The 17575-nt window shown below is 72.6% G+C and carries 18 protein-coding genes and 1 pseudogene; 5 read left to right on the forward strand and 14 right to left on the reverse strand.

The genetic code is table 11. The features are described 5' to 3' along the window. Positions 1-11: 11 nt before the first annotated feature. A complete protein-coding gene (locus tag ACZ6RC_RS13770) occupies positions 12-1127 on the reverse strand; it encodes a winged helix DNA-binding domain-containing protein (RefSeq protein WP_469582174.1) in 1116 nt (371 codons plus the stop codon). Between the two features lie 263 nt (positions 1128-1390). Here ACZ6RC_RS13770 and ACZ6RC_RS13775 point away from each other — a divergent pair, with 263 nt between their 5' ends. After that, positions 1391-2515, forward strand: coding sequence for a magnesium and cobalt transport protein CorA (locus tag ACZ6RC_RS13775; protein WP_469582178.1), 1125 nt, complete (start codon positions 1391-1393; stop codon positions 2513-2515). A gap of 288 nt (positions 2516-2803) precedes the next feature. Here ACZ6RC_RS13775 and ACZ6RC_RS13780 read toward each other — a convergent pair whose 3' ends face one another. Beyond that, positions 2804-3241, reverse strand: a complete 438-nt coding sequence (locus tag ACZ6RC_RS13780) for an NUDIX hydrolase (RefSeq protein ID WP_469582181.1) — start codon at positions 3239-3241, stop codon at positions 2804-2806. A gap of 30 nt (positions 3242-3271) precedes the next feature. After that, positions 3272-3478, reverse strand: coding sequence for an SDR family oxidoreductase (locus ACZ6RC_RS13785; protein WP_469582184.1), 207 nt, complete (start codon positions 3476-3478; stop codon positions 3272-3274). A 201-nt stretch (positions 3479-3679) separates the two neighbouring features. On the opposite strand from ACZ6RC_RS13785, the gene ACZ6RC_RS13790 reads away from it, so the two are divergent. After that, positions 3680-3877, forward strand: coding sequence for a hypothetical protein (locus ACZ6RC_RS13790; RefSeq protein ID WP_469582186.1), 198 nt, complete (start codon positions 3680-3682; stop codon positions 3875-3877). 209 nt (positions 3878-4086) lie between these two features. Next, entirely contained in the window at positions 4087-4569 is a 483-nt protein-coding gene (locus tag ACZ6RC_RS13795; RefSeq protein WP_469582855.1) for an SMI1/KNR4 family protein, read from the forward strand. 242 nt (positions 4570-4811) lie between these two features. Here the strand turns inward: ACZ6RC_RS13795 and ACZ6RC_RS13800 are convergent, their stop codons facing one another. The 4 genes from ACZ6RC_RS13800 to ACZ6RC_RS13815 all read right to left on the reverse strand — a co-directional run bounded on the left by ACZ6RC_RS13800 (position 4812) and on the right by ACZ6RC_RS13815 (position 7745). Beyond that, the gene (locus tag ACZ6RC_RS13800) at positions 4812-6041 is read right to left on the reverse strand and encodes an NAD(P)/FAD-dependent oxidoreductase (protein ID WP_469582188.1); all 1230 of its coding nucleotides are present in this window, start codon (positions 6039-6041) and stop codon (positions 4812-4814) included. A gap of 2 nt (positions 6042-6043) precedes the next feature. Beyond that, positions 6044-6232 carry a ferredoxin gene (locus ACZ6RC_RS13805; RefSeq protein WP_391142238.1) on the reverse strand — a complete coding sequence of 63 codons (189 nt, stop codon included), beginning with the start codon at positions 6230-6232 and terminating at the stop codon, positions 6044-6046. Positions 6233-6234: 2 nt separating this feature from the next. After that, complete coding sequence (locus ACZ6RC_RS13810; protein WP_469582191.1) at positions 6235-7164, reverse strand: pyridoxamine 5'-phosphate oxidase family protein; 930 nt, start codon at positions 7162-7164, stop codon at positions 6235-6237. A 116-nt stretch (positions 7165-7280) separates the two neighbouring features. Further along, positions 7281-7745, reverse strand: coding sequence for a VOC family protein (locus ACZ6RC_RS13815; protein WP_391142128.1), 465 nt, complete (start codon positions 7743-7745; stop codon positions 7281-7283). Between the two features lie 165 nt (positions 7746-7910). Between ACZ6RC_RS13815 and ACZ6RC_RS13820 the strand changes: the two genes are divergently transcribed. Then, positions 7911-8486 (forward strand): CGNR zinc finger domain-containing protein, encoded by a 576-nt coding sequence (locus ACZ6RC_RS13820; protein WP_469582195.1) that lies wholly within the window; start codon positions 7911-7913, stop codon positions 8484-8486. Between the two features lie 211 nt (positions 8487-8697). Here ACZ6RC_RS13820 and ACZ6RC_RS13825 read toward each other — a convergent pair whose 3' ends face one another. The 7 genes and pseudogenes from ACZ6RC_RS13825 to ACZ6RC_RS13855 all read right to left on the reverse strand — a co-directional run. Then, positions 8698-10452, reverse strand: a complete 1755-nt coding sequence (locus tag ACZ6RC_RS13825) for an AMP-binding protein (RefSeq protein ID WP_469582197.1) — start codon at positions 10450-10452, stop codon at positions 8698-8700. Beyond that, positions 10449-12482, reverse strand: a complete 2034-nt coding sequence (locus ACZ6RC_RS13830) for an FAD/NAD(P)-binding protein (protein ID WP_469582200.1) — start codon at positions 12480-12482, stop codon at positions 10449-10451. The genes ACZ6RC_RS13825 and ACZ6RC_RS13830 overlap by 4 nt, the downstream gene beginning before the upstream one ends. Before the next feature lie 143 nt (positions 12483-12625). Further along, positions 12626-14041 (reverse strand): methylaspartate mutase, encoded by a 1416-nt coding sequence (locus ACZ6RC_RS13835; RefSeq protein ID WP_391142120.1) that lies wholly within the window; start codon positions 14039-14041, stop codon positions 12626-12628. Next, the gene (locus ACZ6RC_RS13840) at positions 14038-14511 is read right to left on the reverse strand and encodes a cobalamin B12-binding domain-containing protein (RefSeq protein WP_469582203.1); all 474 of its coding nucleotides are present in this window, start codon (positions 14509-14511) and stop codon (positions 14038-14040) included. The genes ACZ6RC_RS13835 and ACZ6RC_RS13840 overlap by 4 nt, the downstream gene beginning before the upstream one ends. A 93-nt stretch (positions 14512-14604) precedes the next feature. Further along, positions 14605-15033 (reverse strand): cupin domain-containing protein, encoded by a 429-nt coding sequence (locus ACZ6RC_RS13845; RefSeq protein WP_469582207.1) that lies wholly within the window; start codon positions 15031-15033, stop codon positions 14605-14607. 369 nt (positions 15034-15402) lie between these two features. Then, on the reverse strand, positions 15403-16179 hold the full coding sequence (locus ACZ6RC_RS13850) for a substrate-binding domain-containing protein (protein WP_469582858.1): 777 nt from the start codon (positions 16177-16179) through the stop codon (positions 15403-15405). Between the two features lie 15 nt (positions 16180-16194). Next, positions 16195-16380, reverse strand: a pseudogene (locus ACZ6RC_RS13855) (LysR family transcriptional regulator); the annotation flags it as partial. Between the two features lie 277 nt (positions 16381-16657). Here ACZ6RC_RS13855 and ACZ6RC_RS13860 point away from each other — a divergent pair. Continuing rightward, complete coding sequence (locus ACZ6RC_RS13860; protein ID WP_391142113.1) at positions 16658-17290, forward strand: CGNR zinc finger domain-containing protein; 633 nt, start codon at positions 16658-16660, stop codon at positions 17288-17290. Positions 17291-17575 lie beyond the last annotated feature (285 nt).

Below are 17575 nucleotides of genomic sequence, written 5' to 3' on the forward strand. Positions count from 1 at the left end.
CGCGTGGACGCCTATGCGGCGACGGCGCCGAACCGGATCTCGTACGGCAGTCCCTCGCGCGCCATCACGCCGAGCACGCGCTCGGCCTCCGCGGTCAGGTCGTCCCGCTGGGCCTTGTCGGGGCGGCCGAAGGGCTCGATGGTCATCGTCGTGCGCTCCTTGGCCTCCTCCAGGCGCCACAGCCCGGCGAGGAAACCGTCGAGGAGGAAGACGCAGTACGCCTGATTCCCCTTCCAGGTGCGGTCCTTCGCCTCGGCGGGCACGAGCCGGGAGCGGTCGGCGTGGGAGAGCAGCACATTGTCGAACTCGGGAAGGAAGCGCGGCGGGGCCAAGACGTCCTCGTCGGGGCGGGGGGCGTCGGGCACGTCGAAGAGCTCGACACCGCGCTCGTCGCGGAAGGTGAGGAGCCGGGGGCGCAGGCGCTCGAAGGCGTCACGGAGCCGGGTGAGGCCGGACCAGGTCTGCATGTCCTTGACGGAGGCGGGCCCGAAGGCGGCGAGGTAGCGCAGGACGGTCGCGTCGGGGGCGGGTGCGGGCTCGGCGGCGCGGCCGAGCCACGTCTCGGCGGTGGTCAGACACACCTGTCCGCTGCGGCGCCACAGGCCGCGCGGGGTGACCTGCACCAGCGGCAGCAGACAGCGGGCGGCGGTCCCGAGGGACTGCGGGTCGGCGTGCGGCCACTCCACGAGGAGCGCCTCCCGGATCTCCTTCGGGGTCCGGGGCCGCTCCTCGACGAGCTCGCGGGCGAGAACGGCGAGCCGGTCGAGGTCGACGCCGTCGAGACCCTTGCGGAAGAGGGTGAGCTCGCGGTCGCGGGCGGCCTGCACGAGGGGCCGGAGGGTGAACACGTCCTCGGCGGTGTGGGTGTGGATGGTGGAGCGCATGGTGACGATCCGGGCGACCTTCCGCTCCTCCATCAGCGCGGAGAGCGCCTCGGGCCGGAAGCCGGCGAGACGGGCGGCGAGGGCGTAGTAGGGCGGCTTGGTGTTCTGCGCCTGCAGCCCGAGAAGGTGCGAGACGGCGTCCTCGGCGGACAGCGCGGTACGGCTCAGCAGCGACTGCCGCGCGAGCGTGGCGCGCCCGAGGGCACGGGCGGTGAGGACCGGGGCGTTCGTCGTGGAGGCCATGGTGGGAACGGTACGGCGACTTGAGGACAGTTTTGGTCCGCAAGGGCCGGAGGAGGGGCAGTTTTCCACCGCGGGGGGCTTGATGGGCGCGGAGCCCGGCAGCGGGGGTGGTGCTGTGGCGAGAGCGCGCGGCGGTGGTCTCGTACGGCGCCGGCACTGCGTCGCCTCCGCCCCGGCGTGAGGCGCCCCGTATATCCTGCCGACGTCCCCGGGGGGCCGAGGACCTCGACCTCACGACCACGACCTCGAAGGGTGGACCCACGATGCCGGAGCGCCGCCCCCGCGCAGCCTGGCGGCGTCAGCCGGAGCCGCCGGCCGACACCACTCCGGCGCCGCCGGCCGATTCCGATGAGGGGTCGGCAGCCCGCTCGAGCGTGGTGCAGGGCACGCTGTACCGCGAGGGGCACCGGGTCTCCTCCCCCGGCTCGCTCGCCGAGATCTTCCGCCAGCTCCGCAAGCACCCGGACGGCATGGCGTGGATCGGCCTGCACCGTCCGACGGAGGCCGAACTCCACTCGCTGGCAGCCGAGTTCGACCTGCATGAGCTGGCGATCGAGGATGCCTTGGAGGCGCACCAGCGCCCCAAGCTGGAGCGCTATGGCGACACCCTCTTCGTCGTCCTGCGCGCGGCGCGTTACCTCGACGCCCAGGAGGAGGTCGACTTCGGCGAGCTGCACGTCTTCGTCGGCCGGGACTTCGTGATCACGGTCCGCCACGGCGCCGCCCCGGACCTCTCGGCGGTCCGCCACCGCATGGAGGAGAACCCCGAACTCCTGGCGCTCGGGCCGGAGGCGGTGCTGTACGCGATCCTCGACGCGGTGGTCGACGGCTACGCCCCGGTGGTGGAGGGCGTCCAGAACGACATCGACGAGATCGAGACCGAGGTCTTCGGCGGGGACCCCGCGGTCTCCCGCCGCATCTACGAACTCTCCCGCGAAATGGTCGAGTTCCAACGCGCCACCCGCCCTCTGGTGGGCATGCTGCACGCCCTGATGGCCGGCTTCGCCAAATACGGCACGGACGAGGAACTCCAGCGCTACCTCCGCGACGTCGCCGACCACGTCACCCACACCAGCGAACGCGTGGACGGCTTCCGCCAGGCCCTGACGGAGATCCTCACGGTCAACGCGACGCTGGTCACCCAACAACAGAACGCGGAGATGCGCGCCCTGGCGGAAGCCGGCTTCGAGCAGAACGAGGAGATCAAGAAGATCTCGGCCTGGGCGGCCATCCTCTTCGCACCCACACTGGTGGGAACCATTTACGGCATGAACTTCGAAACCATGCCGGAACTCCAATGGGCAGCCGGCTACCCCTTCGCGATTCTGCTGATGGCCGTGGTCTGCACGAGCCTGTACGTCATCTTCAAGAGGCGGGACTGGCTGTAGCGGCCCCCGGATCGCCTGATCAACTTCACGAATGCGCATGCCCGAGAAGGGCTGTCCCCTGCCCCTGGGGAGAATCCGGGGAGAAGGCGCGGCGCTGGGGCGCGGGCGCCCACCGCCCTTGCCTGCAGCTCTGGGGCCACCACGGGAACGGCCCGCTGACGTCCGTGTCTACGACCCCGACGCCAGCGCCGAAGCCGAAGCGCCGGACTCCCGCCGCTGAGTCCGGAAGGCTGCCGGGACCGGTTCATCTCAGAGCCGGCCCGGCAGCAGGACGTTGTACGCGCTGGCTCAGAGCGATGCCTCGACGCCGAGGCTTCCGGCGCCGATGGCTCCCTTCAGCACGTGGGCGATCTCCTCGGGCTTGAGGTCGATGCCGTCGAGCCCCTTCAGGGTCAGCGGGACCTCCTCCAGCGTGTACTCGCCCCGGCCTTCGGCACTGAACTCGGGGCCGGTTCGGTCGTCGAAGGACCAGGTCGCGATCCGGGCGAGGTAGAAGAACTGGCGCTCGTCGTCGGTCTCCACCGTGTGGAGGAGGCGGACGATGTCGGCCTTCCCCGCGATCTCCTCGTGGATCTCCCGGTGGAGGGCGGCCTCCCGGGACTCGTCGCCGGCCTCGACACCGCCGCCGGGCAGGACCCAGTATTCGGGGATGCCGGGCCTGGTGCGGCGGATGACCAGCATCGTGTCGTCGGCGGTGACGAGGACGGCGCGGACTCGTTCGATCATTTCGGTTCGTCTCCTTGCTTGTTGACGGTCTCAGTGGAGCAGCCAGCCGCCGTCGACGTGGACGGACTGCCCCGTGATGAACGAGGCGGAGGGGCCCACGAGGAACGCCACCAGGGCGGAGACGTCCTCGGGCCGGCCACGGCGCGGGACGCACTGCCGCTTGATCTGGTCCTCGGGCCGCGCACGGTGCCGGGCGGGAAGGGCGCGCTCTGCCTCGACCTGGATGGCTCCGGGCATGACCGTATTGACTCCGCCCCGAACCGTCCGCGAGCCCCGCGCTCAGCGCCGACGACACCTGGAGATCGCTGCCCCCAGGCTTGCGCTGCCCACAGGCCTGGGGGCGGTCAGCCGTTCGTGGCCCAGGTCGACTGACCAGGCCTCCGGACCGTCCTAGCTGAACGCGATGACCTGCTCAGCGTCACCGCGACTGAGGCGGGCATGGGCCGTTGGCTCCCCTTGGACGAGCGGAACCCCAGCCAGGACCAATCCACGATCCCGCCCTGGCGAGCCGAGGCGGACCCCGGCGTCCTCGACACGTTCGGACACCACATGGACCTGGGCGACCTCGGCGGCATGTACTTCTTCGTGTGCCACACCTGCCCGGGCACCCCCTACACCCACCGTTACGACTGCTGAACCCAGCCCGAACGGTCGATGAGGGGTGGCGCAGCATCTCCTGTGCCACCCGTTGTCGCTACCAGGTCTGCCCTGTCTCCCCCGACGATTGCAAGACGGCAGTCGTTCAACAACCCGGCTCGTAGAGCGTCGATGTCCGACCCCCTGGCTAGCCTGTCCCTGTGACGCTCATCGATGACCAACAGTTCCCCGCCGCGCTGGCCGCTGCCATGGCCGTTCGATTCGACTACGCCGACGGGAAGTCCGGGGTCGACTTCGAGCCGTTCCCGGCTTTCCTGTCCGCTGCCGAGACCACCGACTGGTTCCAGGCGTGGACCGGGAACAGCGAACTGGACGGCAGCGACTTCCCCGTGTTCGGAATGGACGGCACCGGCGGGTACGCGGCATTCTGGCTCATCCGCCCCGGTCGGCCCCTGGCCGAGCAGCCCGTCGTCTTCCTTGGGTCCGAGGGAGAGACGGGAGTCGTCGCCCGCGACCTGGGTGACTTCCTGTGGCTCCTGGCCGACGGCTTCGGCCCCTGGGAAGCCGCCACCTCGTACGAGCCGGACTGGAAGGCGCGCCCCAATCCGGAGTTGGCAGCCATCGCCGAAGGATGCGCACCACACCAGCGCCGGTCGGCGGCAGCCGTGATCGAGCTGGCGGCCCAGGAGTTCCCCGACTTCGACGACGCCATCATGGAACTCTGCCGCTGAACCAGCACCGTCTCGTGCACAACCGGTAGGGCGACGGTCACCGGGACCGCCCCCTCATGCGGGCCTACACCGGACTCACGCGCACCTGCCACCGGTGACATGGCCGCGGACCTGCTCGCCGTGCGCCGGACCGCGGGCCACAGACCGAGGGGGCGTGCGCGCCACGGAGCCGCAGGCCGGAGCGCCGCAGGCATCCGCCGCGTCGCTGTCGTCGGCGGCATCCCGCTCCGTGCGGCCTGCGGTCAGGCCGCCCGCGGGGTGCCGGGGGCGGGGTGGGCGGGTGGGGTGGTGAGGGCTTCGGTGAGGGCCGCCTGGTAGGCGGTGATGCGGGCCGCGCGGTTGGCGGTGAGGGCTCCGATCAGGCGGCCCTGGCGGTAGTAGGCGATGTCGAGGCGCCGGGCGGCCGGGTCGAGTTCGCGGACCTCGTGGTGGTCGGCGTAGCGGGGAAGTCCCACCGCGCGGAAGCGGACGCCGTACTGGGTGGACCAGAAGGAGGGGACCGGCCGGTAGGTGGCGGGAGCGGTCGGGTGGAGCAGGGTGTGGGCGGCGGCCCGGGCCTGCTCGATGGCGTGGCTCCAATGGCCCAGGGCGAGGGGCTCGGGTGCGTGGGGGTGGGGGAAGCGGGTGACATCGCCGGCGGCGACGATACGGGAGTGGGCGCGGCCGTCGGCGCCCAGGACGCGGGTGTGGGCGTCGGTGAGAAGGCCGTGGTCGAGGGCGAGGCCGGAGTCCTCCAGCCAGCCGGTGTGCGGGATGGCGCCGAGCGCGAGGAGGGCGGTGTCGGCGGCCAGTTGCCAGGAGTCGTCCAGGGTGGCGCCGGTGACGCGGGGCTCGCCGTGGAGGGCGGTGACGGTGGTGCGGGTGAGGATCTCGACGCCGGCGTCGTGGTGGAGGCGGGTGAGGAAGCCGGCCGCGTCGGCGCCGATCGCGGCCTGCAGGGGCAGCGGTTCGGGGGCGACGAGGGTGACCTCGTGGCCGAGCGCGCGGGCCACCGAGGCGACCTCGCAGCCGATGAACCCCCCGCCGGCGATCAGGAGCCGTCGGCGGGTCGCCGCGAGGTCGTCCTTCAGGGCGCGGGCGTCGGCGAGGGTGCGCAGCGTGTGGACGCCGGCGGGTGTCGGGGCGGGCCAGGGGCGGGCGCCGGCGCCGGTGGCGATGACCAGTCCGTCGTACGGGACGGTGGAGCCGTCGGCGAGGTGGACCGCCCGGCCGTCGGTGTCGAGGTGGACGGCTGCGGAGCCGTAGCGTTCGGTGACGCCCAGCTCGGCGGGGGCGTCCAGGGTGAGGTCCTCGGCGGTGGTGTGGCCGGTGAGGAAGTCCTTGGACAGCGGCGGCCGGTCGTAGGGCGGCTGCTCCTCGGCGCCGACGAGGGTGAGGGGGCCGTGGTGGCCGGCGGTGCGCAGCGCTTGGACGGCGTGCAGGCCGGCGAGGGAGGCGCCGACGACGACGATCTTCTCGGGGCGGGCGGGCATGGCTATCCCTCGAGGCGGATGGCGCGGACGGGGCAGGCGGCGGCGGCCTTGACGACGGCGTCGCGCTGGGCTTCGCCGGGTTCGGCCGTGTAGAGGAGGTAGTCCTCGTCGTCGAAGGAGAACACCTCGGGGGCGGCGAAGACGCACTGACCGTGGCTTTCGCACAGGGTCATGTCGACGGTGATCTTCAGGGTCATGCGGAGGCTCCTTCGAGGGGCTGGGGCGCCGGGGGGTTGAAGCGCGAGTACTGGGGGGCGGTCCAGCGCAGCGGGGAGGCGTGGTCGCTCTGTACGGCGTGTTCGACGGTGAATTCGACGATGCGCTGGGCGCCGGGGACGGCGGCGGCGTGGCCGGGGTCCCAGTCGACGGTGGCGGTGCCGGTGAGCTGCAGGAGGGTGCCGGTGGACCAGTCGGGCAGCAGGAGGCCGGCCCGGGGGTTGACCTCGAGGTTGCCGAGCGTGCCGAACATGGCGTTGCCGACGTAGTCGGGCCAGCGCAGGCGGGTGGGGCTCAGGGCCTGGAGGAAGCCGGGGTGGCCGCCGCGGTGGGAGGCGTCGGCGTTGCCGTCGCGGTCGGCGGTGGCGATGAAGAAGGTGTCGGTCCGCGCCACGAAGGCCAGCTGCCCGGGGGTGAGTTCGGTGCCGTGCCGGCGGGTCGGGTCGGGCGCGTCGGCGGTGGGCGCGGTGGTGGGCGTGCGTTTCTGGATGTACTTGGGGCAGTTGGCGTACACCTGGTCGAGGTCGACGTACAGACCGGTGCCGTTGGGGCTCGCCGTGCCGTTCATCCGCATGCGGCGCCGGGTGGCGGGTTCGATGGCGATCATGCCGAGGCGGGCGGGGCGGGTGAGCGCCGGGTGCAGGGGGTCACCGGCCGGCGGGGCGGCGTCGACGGTCAGGGAGGCCGGCCCGGTGGCGGTGAGGAACCCCGGGGCGCCGGTGAGCAGGGAGGCCCACAGGGCGCCGTGGTCGTCCGCGGCGCCGATGACGAGCATCGGCTGCTGGGCGAGGAAGTCGACGGCGATGTCGGGGATCTCGCTCTTGATGGCCCCGGAGGAGAACCCGGCGTGGTCGAGCAGGCCCGCTCGCTCCTGCACGCTGCGTTCGCCGTGGTGGTAGACGCCCATGTCCGGCTCCTTCCGAGGCGGTGACGCGGGGAGGTGTCGCGGATCCCCGCTGGGGGGTCCTGGTCGGGGGGTTGGGGGGCGGGCTGCCAGGGCGTGGCAGCCCGCGGTCCCTGTTCCTAGAAGAAGCCGCAGGTCGGCGCGGCACCGGTCGGGGCGGGGGCGCTCTCGGCGCCGGAGGGGGCGTAGATCTCCAGGCGGATGCCGTCGGGGTCGGCGAAGAAGATGCCGCCGGAGCCGGCGCCCTCGCCGTGGGAGACGACGCCGTCGTGGGCGAAGTCGGCGCCCAGCTCGCGCAGGACCGCCTCGGCCGCCTTGACGTCCTCGATGGAGTCCACCTGGAAGGAGAGGTGGTGCAGGCCGGCGGCCCCACCGGAGAAGGACTCCTGGCTCTGCTGCCACAGGGTGAGCATCAGTCGGCCGTCGCGGGCCAGGAAGGCCCAGCGCTGGCTGTCGTCCTTGCCCTCGGCCAGGATCTCGAAGCCGAAGACCCGGATGTAGAAGGGGAGCGACTTCTCCAGGTTCGTGACGTTCAGGCCGACGTGGCCGGTCTGCAGGGGCTTGTCGGCGATGGACTGCGTCATGGGAGGGCCTTCTCTCGATAGGTGACGGCGCCGGGCCGTTCCCGGCTAACCGTTGATGTGAACTTTAGTGGTTGAATCGAAGCGAAGTCAACCGGTGAAATGCTTTTCAGTGGTTAGAATCTGGCCATGTGGTCAGATGCACCGACGACACGAAAGGGCAGCCTCATGCGTACGAACCCGGCCCGCGGACCTGCCGCGGACCCGCGCCCCCTGATCGGGGAGCCCCTGCCGCTCGACCTGCTCAACACCCGCTGGATAGACGACGGAACCCCGCACGACCTGCTGCGATACCCCGACGGCCTGGCCATCTGGCTGCACTCCGCCGACCTGGGCGAGCAGGTCCCCGCCACGGAGGAGACCCTCCACGCCCTGCTGGCCACCCGCACCGCGCTGGCCTCGCTGGTGGACAGCGGAGCCGGCGGCCAGGCCGTCGCCGAAGACCTGAATGAGACCCTCCGCCACGGGCGGATCCGGCGCCTCCTGGACGAGGACGGCCCCCGTTCGGTCGTCGAAACCGACTCCCCCGGCTGGCTCGCCGCCTGGACGGCTGCCGAGGTCTACCTCCAGCTCCTCGACGAGAACCCGGAGCGCATCCGCAAGTGCGCCAACCCCGAGTGCGTCCTGCACTTCTACGACGTCTCGAAGAACGGCGGCCGCCGCTGGTGCTCGATGGTCGGATGCGGTAACCGCGCCAAGGCCCACCGGCACTACTCCCGCCGCAAGCAGGCCACCGACGGCTGACGGGACGGGGCGGTCGACGGCCCGTCGACCGCCCCACCGCGCACGGCACCACACGCGCGGGCGCCCACCGCATCCGAAGCGTCCCACCGCATGCGAGGCGTCCCACCGCATGCGAGGCGCGCCCCACCGCATGCGAGGCGCGCCCCACCGCAGACCGAAGGCGGGCACCGGCTCGTTCCCGGGCCGGTGCCCGCCCCCCTGTCCGCCCCGCTCACCCCACGGGCGCGGCGAACTCCCGCCCCGGCACCTGCTCCTTGAGCGCGGCCCGGCGCACCTTGCCGGACGCGGTACGGGGCAGGGCGCCGGCGAACTCCAGGACGCGCACCCGTTTCTCCGGCGGCAGCTCGGCGTCGAGCGCCTCGAAGAGGAGGGCGGCGGTTCGCGGGCCGGCCTCGACGCCCGCGGCCGGCACCACGAAGGCCTTGGGCACCCACATACCCACCGGGTCGGGCACCGGCACCACCGCGGCGTCGGCGACGTCCGGCCGCCGCAGCAGGACCTGCTCCAGCTCCAGCGGGGAGATGCGGTGGTCGAACGACTTGAACATGTCGTCCGCCCGGCTGAGGTAGGCCAGGCTGCCGTCCGCGTGACGCACCGCGAGGTCGCCGGTGCGGTACAGACCGCCGGCGAACGCGCGGGCGGTGCGCTCGGGATCGCCGGTGTAGCCGCTCATCACGCCGGCCGGACGCGGGTCGAGACCGAGGCACAGCTCGCCCGGCGTGCCGTCGGCGGTCTCCACGCCGGTCTCGGGGTCGAGCAGCACGACGTCGTAACCGGGCAGCGGGCGGCCCATCCGGCCCGGGACGGCCCGGGCGCCCGGGGTGGTCCCGATCTGCGCGGTGGTCTCGGTCTGGCCGAATCCGTCCCGCAGTTCGATCCCCCACCGCCCGCGCACCGCCGCGATCAGCTCGGCGTCCAGCGGCTCCCCGGCCGAGACCGCCTCGCGCAGCCCGGGCGGCGCCTCGCCGAGACCGGCCGCCAGCAGGCCCCGCCACACCGTGGGCGGAGCGCAGAAGGTGGTGGGCCTGCGGGTGCGCAGCACGTCCAGGATCCGTGGCGGGGTGGCGTCCTCCGCCGGCAGGGCCAGGACGGTGGCCTCCGCGTTGAAGGGCACGAAGAACGAGCTCCAGGCGTGCTTGGCCCACCCGGGCAGGGAGATGTTGAGGTGCAGGTCTCCCGGGGTGACGCCGTTCCAGTACATGCCCGACAGGTGGCCCACGGGGTAACTGGTGTGGGTGTGCTCCACCATCTTGGGCGCGGAGGTGGTGCCGGAGGTGAAGTAGCGGAAGAGCGGGGCGCCCGCGTCGGTCGGACCGTCGGGGGTGAACCCGGCGGGCGCCGCATGGGAATCGTCGTAGTCGAGCCAGCCGTCGACGGCTCCGCCGACGCTGATGGCGGTCCATCCGCCCACCGGGCCGAAGCGGTCGGTGACGGAGGCCTCGGCCAGGACGTGCCGGACCCGTCCGCGGGTGATGCGGTCGGCGAGTTCGGCGGGGGTGGCGGTGGTGTACGTGGGAATGACGACGGCGCCGAGTTTGATCGCCGCGAGCATCGCCTCCCACACCGCCTCCCGGTTGGCCAGGGCCAGCAGGATCGCCTCGCCGCGGCGTACGCCCTTCCCGCGCAGCCAGTTGGCGACCTGGTCGGAGCGGGCGGCGAGCTGCGCGTAGGTGAGGATCCGGTCGCCCGCCGGGCCGCCGGGGCCGATCAGGTGCAGGGCGGGTCGGTCGTTGTCGCGGGCGACGACGTCGAACCAGTCCAACGCCCAGTTGAACCGGGTCAGTTCCGGCCAGGCGAACGCGGCGCGGGCGGCGTCCAGGTCGAGGCGGTGCGCCAGGAGCGTGTCACGGGCGTGCCGGAAGGCCGCGGTGGCGGGCGAGTCGGCAGGACGCACGTCGGGGGCAGCGTCCGCGGCGCCGGGGAGCGCCCCGGGCAGGGTGGCGGGCAAGGGGGCGGAGAGGGTCATGAGGTGCTCCGGGCCTGGCCGGCGGCGGCGAGCGGCCGCTGGTCGGTGGTCGGGTCGAGGAGGGCGAGCGCGAGGGCGTCGGCGTCCCGGTAGAAGAGGGTGCGGCCGGTGCCGGGGCGGCTGGAGCCGACCTGCGTGAACCATCGGGTGTGCTCGGTGGGGATGCCGAGCGCGAACAGGCCCGGCCGGGCCGCGCCTTCGGCGTCGCGCACGTGGTACGGCGCCGGGGTGACGTCCAGGCCGCCGGTCTCGTGCCCGCTGTCGGGGCCGTGGATGGTGAAGGGACGCACCAGGCGGTCCGCGAGGAGCTGCCGGGTCAGCGGCGAGGTGTCGCGCTGGAGGTCCGGGCTGGGGATCCGGGCGTCGATGAGGACCGTGGCCCGCCGGACCGAGCCGGCGACCTGCGCGGACGACACCGAGAAGGCGGCGGCGGCCTCGTCGGTGGTGAAGACGGTGCCCGGGCCCGCGACCTCGACGACGCCCTGGGTGATCAGCGCGTAGAGCTGCTCGACCCTCTCCAGCGGCGGGCCGGCCGACAGCAGGGCGTTCATCGGCAGGAAGCCCCGCTCGAAGTCGCCGGTGTGCGAGGCGGGCAGCAGGCCGCCGAAGTCGACCGCCTCCCGGACGATGTTGCGGATGTCGCGCAGTACGTCGAGGGCGGCCTTGAGGGGGCCGTCCGCGTTGCCGAGCCGGGCCTGGTCCAAGTCCCGGCGCATGACCTCCAGCAGGACGCCGCGGAAGTGATCCGGGTCGGTGAACGCAGCGTCATCGAAGGGGCGGGCCAGGCGCTTGAGGTCGAGCGGCTCCAGGTCTCCCAGCCCCGCCTCCCGCAGCAGCGCGGTCAGGTCGTGCCCGTGGTGCAGCGCGTCGGCCAGCGCGCGGGCGAACCCGGTGTCGGCGCCGGCGCCCGGACGGGTGCGCCGGGCGGTGGTGTAGTAGACGTAGGCCACTTCGGCGAGCAGCAGCGGCAGGACGTCCTCGGCGAAGTCGAGCTGCCCGCTGCCGGTGGTGGCCGCACGCGCGGCGCGGGCCGCGGTCAGCGCCGCCGAGGTGAGGAAGCGCGGCCGGTGGCTGTGGTCGGCCGGCTTCTGGTTGCGGCCTCGGGCCGGGATCGGCAGCCCGCTGCGGGACCCGGCGACGATGTGGGGCTCGCGGCCGCTGGGGACGTACGCGTACGTGCCGTCGGCGGCCGCCTTGAACACCCCGCCCCGCCCCACGGTCAGCGAGAGCATCACGTCGTAGAAGGACAGGCCGAGGCCGCGGATGGCGACCGTGCTGCCCGCCGGGATGGTCTCCTCCCCCAGCGGCATGTCCGCGGCCGAGTCCCCGCGGAGGTAGTGGACGCCGTCGTGGCGGGCGGCGAAGTGCTCCATGGCCGCGTCGAAGGGGTCCGCGGCGTTCCGCGGGTGGCCCGTCGTCAGCGCCACGCGGTGGACCGCGAGCGGGCCGGCGGCGTCGTCCAGGTCCAGCAGGAAGCCGCCGTCGGGCCGCGGCCGCACGGCCGTCACGGTCGCCTTGCGGGCGACGAGTTCGACGCCCGGCGGAAGCGCGGCGACGATGGAGCGGTAGACGGCCTTGAGGTAGTTCCCGTACTGCGCCCGGGAGGCGTAGTCGTTGGGTCCGCAGGGCACCTCCCCCTCGGCGGCGGTGGCCGCGAGCCACTGGCCGAGGGACGGGCCGGCGCCGGGGCGGGCGGGGCCGTCGTCGGCGTCACCGGAGTACATGGTGATCTGGCTGACGACGGTGTTCATCGTGAACCAGGGATCCTGGTCGGTGCGCCAGACCCGGCCGGCGCCTATCTCGGCGTTGTCGACGAGATGGATGCGCACGGGGCGGCGAGGACCCCGCCCGCCCAGGGCGTCACGGGGCGGCGTGGCCACCCCGTGTGCCGAGGGGGCCGGATGGTCCTGCCGGTCCCCGTGTTCCTGGTGGTCCTGGACGAGGCGGCAGGCCAGGCGCTCGAGGACGGACAGTCCGCGGGGGCCGCTGCCGATGACGGCGATGTCGAGGGGGGCGGGGCTGGAGAACACGGGCAGTCCTTGAGGTCGCGGGTTCGGGCGGGCCGGGCATGCCGGGCGTACGGCGGAAGTCACGGGCGTGCGGGCGTGCGGGCGGGCGGGACCGTGCGGGCGGTACGGCCCCGGCCCTGCGGCAGAGAGTTCAGGGGAGAGGTTCAGGCGGTACGGGAGTCGAGCGCCGGGACGGCCGGGACGGCGCCGGTCAGCGCGGCCTGGTCGTAGGAGTCCTGGACGTGGCCGAGCATCCTCAGCAGGTCCTCCGCGCGGACACCGGTGTGGGCGCCGCCGCTGACGGCGGTCACGGGCATGGACCCGGCCCGCAGCCACTGCAGGCTGCCCCGGGCGTCGATGAAGCTGCGGGCGCGCTGGGCGTTGTCGGCGTGCAGGCAATAGGGGACGTCCAGGACGCCGCGCTCGAAGGCGCGGACGAATCCCTGGCCGACGTCCGGATGGAGCTCCAGGACGGCCTCCACCAGGGCGCGGGCTTCGGCGAGGACGCCGAACTCGCCGTCCGGGGCGTCCGCGGGCGGCGCGTGCGCTGCGGCGCGGGCGGCTTCCTCCAGCGCGGTGATGTTGTCGGCGATCGTGGGGATGCGGTGCGCCTCGGCGGGAGTCTTGACGATCATCCGCTCGGTGCCGGTGGCCGCGGCCAGCCGGGCGCTGTCGCGCAGCAGCTCCAGGGCCCCTTCGACGGTCCGCGGGAAGACGCCCATGTAGCTGTAGAGGACGACGTGCCAGTCGATGCCGCCGAGGTGTTCCGCGGCCAGGGTGCGCAGCGCGTGGAGGGCCTCGATGTCCTGGGCGCGGCTGGTCTGCTGGGCGTAGCTCAGGGAGACGCTGCCCAGACCGCGCTGCCGGAAGAAGATGCCTTCCAGGACGGACAGGGCCACCAGCAGGCTCGGCGGGCAGAGCTGACCGAGCATGCACCCGCCGAAGCTCTCCAGATGGGTGCCGGGGCGGGAGGCCAGCAGGTCGCAGCTGCGGGCCCAGTTGTCGACCGACTCGGCCAGCGGCGTACGGCTGTAGGGCAGGCAGTAGGAGACGGGGCCGCCCTCGGTGGCGTCCAGGCCGGCGTCAAGCAGCGCCTGGATGATGTCGTACGGCCGGGCCGAGCCGTGGCGGATCTGGACGGCGAAGCCGTCCCCGGCCGGGGCGACGGCGTCGACCAGGCGGCGGGTCACGGCAGAGCCGTGGGCGACGATCGGATAGCCGTTGAGGTCGCGGCCGCCGGCGAGGGCGCGGCGGGCCGACTCGTGGTCCCCGACCCGGGTGTAGCTGTCCAGGGTGATGGTGCCCACGACCCGGGCGCGGGCCTTCTTCACCGCGGCCAGGCCCCGGCCCATCTCCTCGACGGTGGCCATGCCCATCCGGGGCTGGACCACCAGGACCCCTTCGCCGCGGGCCCGCGTGACGGCGGAGGCGAACGCGCCGAGCCGCGACGACGCGGCGGACCGCTGCGGACCGGACGACGGCGACGCGCCGGCCGGGAGCCGGGAGTCGTCGGACCGGACGGAACCGTCCGGCCGGGACGGGCCGTCGGGCCGAGCGGAGCCGGTGGGCCGCGCGTTCACCGCGCACCAGCCGCTTCGAGCGGGGCGGCGGCTCCGGCGAGGTAGTGGCGGAAGGGGGCGATGCCCGCGGCGTCCTCGAAGACGGCGTCGAACCCCGCCTCCATCAGGGCGGCGCTGTGGGACTCGCCCTCGGCGCCGCGGATGCCGAGCTTGCCTCCGATGACGACCTTCAGGTCGGTGAGGTCGGGCTGCTCGCGCAGGCGGCGGATGAGCCGGCTGCCGTCCAGCGCCCCGTGGCCGTTGACGCTGGAGACCACGACCATGTCCGGCCGCAGCCGGCGGCATTCGGCGATCAGCAGCTCGTCGGGCACACACGCGCCGATGTTGGTGACCTGGTGGCCGAGGTCTTCCAGGAGCAACTGGAGGAAGACCAGGTTCCAGGTGTGGGAGTCGGAGGAGACGCTGGAGACCAGGACGCGCGAGCCGGAGCGGGCCGGAGCGGTCGTCGGGAGGGGTGCGGGCACAGACATCTGGGGTTCTTTCCGGTGGCGTGGGCGGTCGGGAGAGGAAGGAGACGGGGCCGGACGGCCAGGGCGTGGAGTACGCGGCCCCGTCCCTTCCGGTCACACGGCGGCGGTCACGCCGACGGGGCGGATCTCCTTGCCCGGCGTCCGGGCCTCGGCCGGCCGGGTGCGGATGGCCAGGACGGTGCAGCCGGTGCGGCTGGACATCTGGTGCTCGGTGCCCGGGCCTTCGACGATCAGGTCGCCCTTGACGTAGGAAGGTCCGTCGCTGTGGTCGAGTACTCCGTCAAGTACGAGCATCAGCTCGTAGCCGAGGTGCTCGTGGAAGTCGCCGTGGGCGCCGGGCGGGAAGCGCAGCAGCAGGCCGACGGAGTCTTCGTTCTTCTCCTGGTCGGGGGCCCACAGAACGGCGTGCTCCACGCTGACTCGGCCCGGCTCGCTCCAGGTGGTCCATTCCAGCTCGTTCAGGTCGAACCCGCTGCGGAACACGTTCTGGACGTAGAGGACGTTTTCCATGATCTCCCTCATGCTCTCCTCCGATGCGGCTGAAATCCGGCCGCTCGAAAAGGCTATGAGAGAAACATCCGTGCGATTCGAATGTTTTCGATAGGAGATATCGGGGTAACAGATGGATCTCTGGCCGGACTTACCGTCCGAGACCCGGACAGCACAAAGGGCACGACCCCTGGGAGAAATCGGCTGAAGCGATTTCCGGGGCCGTGCCGCAGGTGTTTCCCGGGTGTTTTCCCGGTTGTTTTTCCAGTGTCGCGGCGTACGGCTTCGCGGTGTCGCGGCGTACGGCTTCGCGGCGTGGACGGCGAGGCGGCGGGCGGTGGTACGACCCGGCCGGTGGTACGACGCGGCCGGCGGCCTGGCGGGGCCGGCGGCCCGGACGCCCTAGGAGGCGATCTGGTGCAGGGGCCGGCTGTCCGTCTGCTGGTTGAGGACCGTCAACGACGTGACGGCGGCCATGCGGTCGGTGCCGGCGGCGGGTAAGGGCAGGCGGCGCAGGAGCTCCAGGACCGAGCGGGCGGCCTGGCTCAGGTGCTCGGGCTGGGCGTAGAGGACCCGTACGTCCAGTTCGCAGGAGGGGAGGGTCGGGATGACCGCGAGGTGCTGGGCGGCCAGGGAGGGTTCGGGCGGGAGCATCGCCACGCCGTAGCCGGAGCGGGCCAGTTCGCGCACTCCCCCGACCGAACCGGCCTCGATGACGGGCGCGTCGATGCCGTAGCGGTCGCGCAGGGCGGCCAGGAGGGGCCGGTGGCAGGTGCACTCGGCGTTGATGGTCAGGACGCGGACGCTGCGCAGGGCGTGGGCGAGGTCGTCGGCGGCCGCCAGGGACGGCGAACCGACGGGGACCAGCGGCAACGGCGGAAGCTTCTCCGCGGTCAGCTCCGCCGGCAGGGCCGGGGCCCCCTCGTCCAGGGCCACCAGGGCGAGCGGCAGTTCACCGCGCAGGACCGCCTCGGCGACGTTCAGGAGGCTGGTGGCGCGCGGGGAGACCTGCACCTTGGGATAGCGGTAGCGGGTCTCGCGGATGAGGTGGCCGACCCGCTGCTCCATGAGGAGCGCGTCGGCGCCCAGCGGCACCCGGCCTTCGGCCTCGGCTCCGGGGTGCAGCGCCCCGGACAGCTCGTTCACGGTCTGGAAAATGCGTTCGGTGTATTCTTTCACGATCTCACCGTGCGGAGTGAGCCGGACACCGTGCGGAAGTCTTCTGAACAGTGGATAACCGAGTTTCGTTTCGAGGGCCTTGATGTGACTCGTGACGCTGGATTGGGCATATCCAAGGTTGCGAGCCGCTTTCGAGACGTTGCCCTGCTGGGCGACTTCTCTGAATGTTCGCAGGTGGTGAAAGGCGAGATCCAATACCATTGCTGTCCCCAAGAGTGAGAGATCTTGCGTCGGAATGCGCCGCGCGCGGTCCGGTCGACCGCAACGGGCGCAGTTCGTCTGACTGTTCTGCGAGAACGCTCCTCCGGGCCGTGCCGGTTCTCTTACCGCTCGCCCCCGAGCACCAGCACGCCGTACCCTGCCGCTAAGCGTTGCCCTAACGCATCGCTGCGGATACCCCCGTTAGTCATGGGATCCTGACATGCCGTCGCGTCGCTCGGCAAGTCGTCCCCGCATCAACGACGTCGAAGGAACCTGGATGTCCCCCCACCCTCCGCTCGCACCCCACTCACCCGCCGAAGGGCCGCCCTTGCTGGGCGAACCCCTGGCCCTGGAGTTCATCAACACCCATTACGCGGTGCGCGGTTGCCTGCGTGACGGGCTGGCCGGAACCCGCGAACTCGCCTGGTGGCTATGGGCGTGTCGCGAGCGGTTCGCGACCGCGCCGAGCGAGGGGGACCTGGCGCGGATCGCCCCCTCCGACGTGGCGTGTTTCCAGCAGCTGCGCGACGCCGCACGGAGTCTGATCGAGGCCCAGGTCCTCGGGCAGGCACCCGACCCGCGGGACGTCGCCCAGCTCAACCGGGCCGGTGGGCTCGGGCGTTCGTGGCCGGTCCTGATATGGGAGCCCGGCTGCCGGCCCCAGTCCGTCCTCACGGGCGGGGGCGGTCCGCTCCTGGAATGCCAGGCCGAACTCGCCCACGAGGTCGTCCGCCTGATGACCTCCCCCCACCTCGAGGTCAAGCCCTGCCTCGCCCCGGGCTGCGTCCTGTACTTCGAACGCACCCCGCCCCGGCGCGCATGGTGCTCGCCCGGCTGCGGCAACCGCGCCCGCGCCGCGCGCCACTACAGCCGCCACCACCGCGGCCCCGCCCCGTCCGACCGCCCCTGACCCGGCCCTCACCCCACCCTCGTCTCTAACGGCCCTTGCCGAACAAGCCGTTATGAGCGGCTGACGTGCTGGTATCGGATTCCGGTATATCAGCCATCTGAGACGTGATCAGGAAGGGCCGTCGCGCGGCTCTAACGTCGTCACCACCGGACCGGAAGGCCGCCGAGCCGCCGGAACCGCCCCCCACCACCCGGGATCAGGCCCGCTCAAGGGCGCCCGGGAACGCCAGGACCCGCACACCCGGGGCCGCCGCGTCGGTGGTGATGACCCGCCGTCAGACAGACA

The sequence above is a fragment of the Streptomyces sp. NPDC048353 genome, from assembly GCF_055587165.1.

Bases quoted from the DNA above. Each gene is read 5' to 3' on its own strand.
- ACZ6RC_RS13825 (WP_469582197.1), bottom strand. From the start codon at position 10,452: ATGACCCTCTCCGCCCCCTTGCCCGCCACCCTGCCCGGGGCGCTCCCC.
- ACZ6RC_RS13840 (WP_469582203.1), bottom strand. From the start codon at position 14,511: ATGTCTGTGCCCGCACCCCTCCCGACGACCGCTCCGGCCCGCTCCGGC.
- ACZ6RC_RS13795 (WP_469582855.1), top strand. From the start codon at position 4,087: ATGGCCGTTCGATTCGACTACGCCGACGGGAAGTCCGGGGTCGACTTC.
- ACZ6RC_RS13780 (WP_469582181.1), bottom strand. From the start codon at position 3,241: ATGATCGAACGAGTCCGCGCCGTCCTCGTCACCGCCGACGACACGATG.
- ACZ6RC_RS13845 (WP_469582207.1), bottom strand. From the start codon at position 15,033: ATGAGGGAGATCATGGAAAACGTCCTCTACGTCCAGAACGTGTTCCGC.
- ACZ6RC_RS13775 (WP_469582178.1), top strand. From the start codon at position 1,391: ATGCCGGAGCGCCGCCCCCGCGCAGCCTGGCGGCGTCAGCCGGAGCCG.
- ACZ6RC_RS13800 (WP_469582188.1), bottom strand. From the start codon at position 6,041: ATGCCCGCCCGCCCCGAGAAGATCGTCGTCGTCGGCGCCTCCCTCGCC.
- ACZ6RC_RS13785 (WP_469582184.1), bottom strand. From the start codon at position 3,478: ATGCCCGGAGCCATCCAGGTCGAGGCAGAGCGCGCCCTTCCCGCCCGG.
- ACZ6RC_RS13770 (WP_469582174.1), bottom strand. From the start codon at position 1,127: ATGGCCTCCACGACGAACGCCCCGGTCCTCACCGCCCGTGCCCTCGGG.
- ACZ6RC_RS13810 (WP_469582191.1), bottom strand. From the start codon at position 7,164: ATGGGCGTCTACCACCACGGCGAACGCAGCGTGCAGGAGCGAGCGGGC.
- ACZ6RC_RS13820 (WP_469582195.1), top strand. From the start codon at position 7,911: ATGCGTACGAACCCGGCCCGCGGACCTGCCGCGGACCCGCGCCCCCTG.
- ACZ6RC_RS13815 (WP_391142128.1), bottom strand. From the start codon at position 7,745: ATGACGCAGTCCATCGCCGACAAGCCCCTGCAGACCGGCCACGTCGGC.
- ACZ6RC_RS13790 (WP_469582186.1), top strand. From the start codon at position 3,680: ATGGGCCGTTGGCTCCCCTTGGACGAGCGGAACCCCAGCCAGGACCAA.
- ACZ6RC_RS13860 (WP_391142113.1), top strand. From the start codon at position 16,658: ATGTCCCCCCACCCTCCGCTCGCACCCCACTCACCCGCCGAAGGGCCG.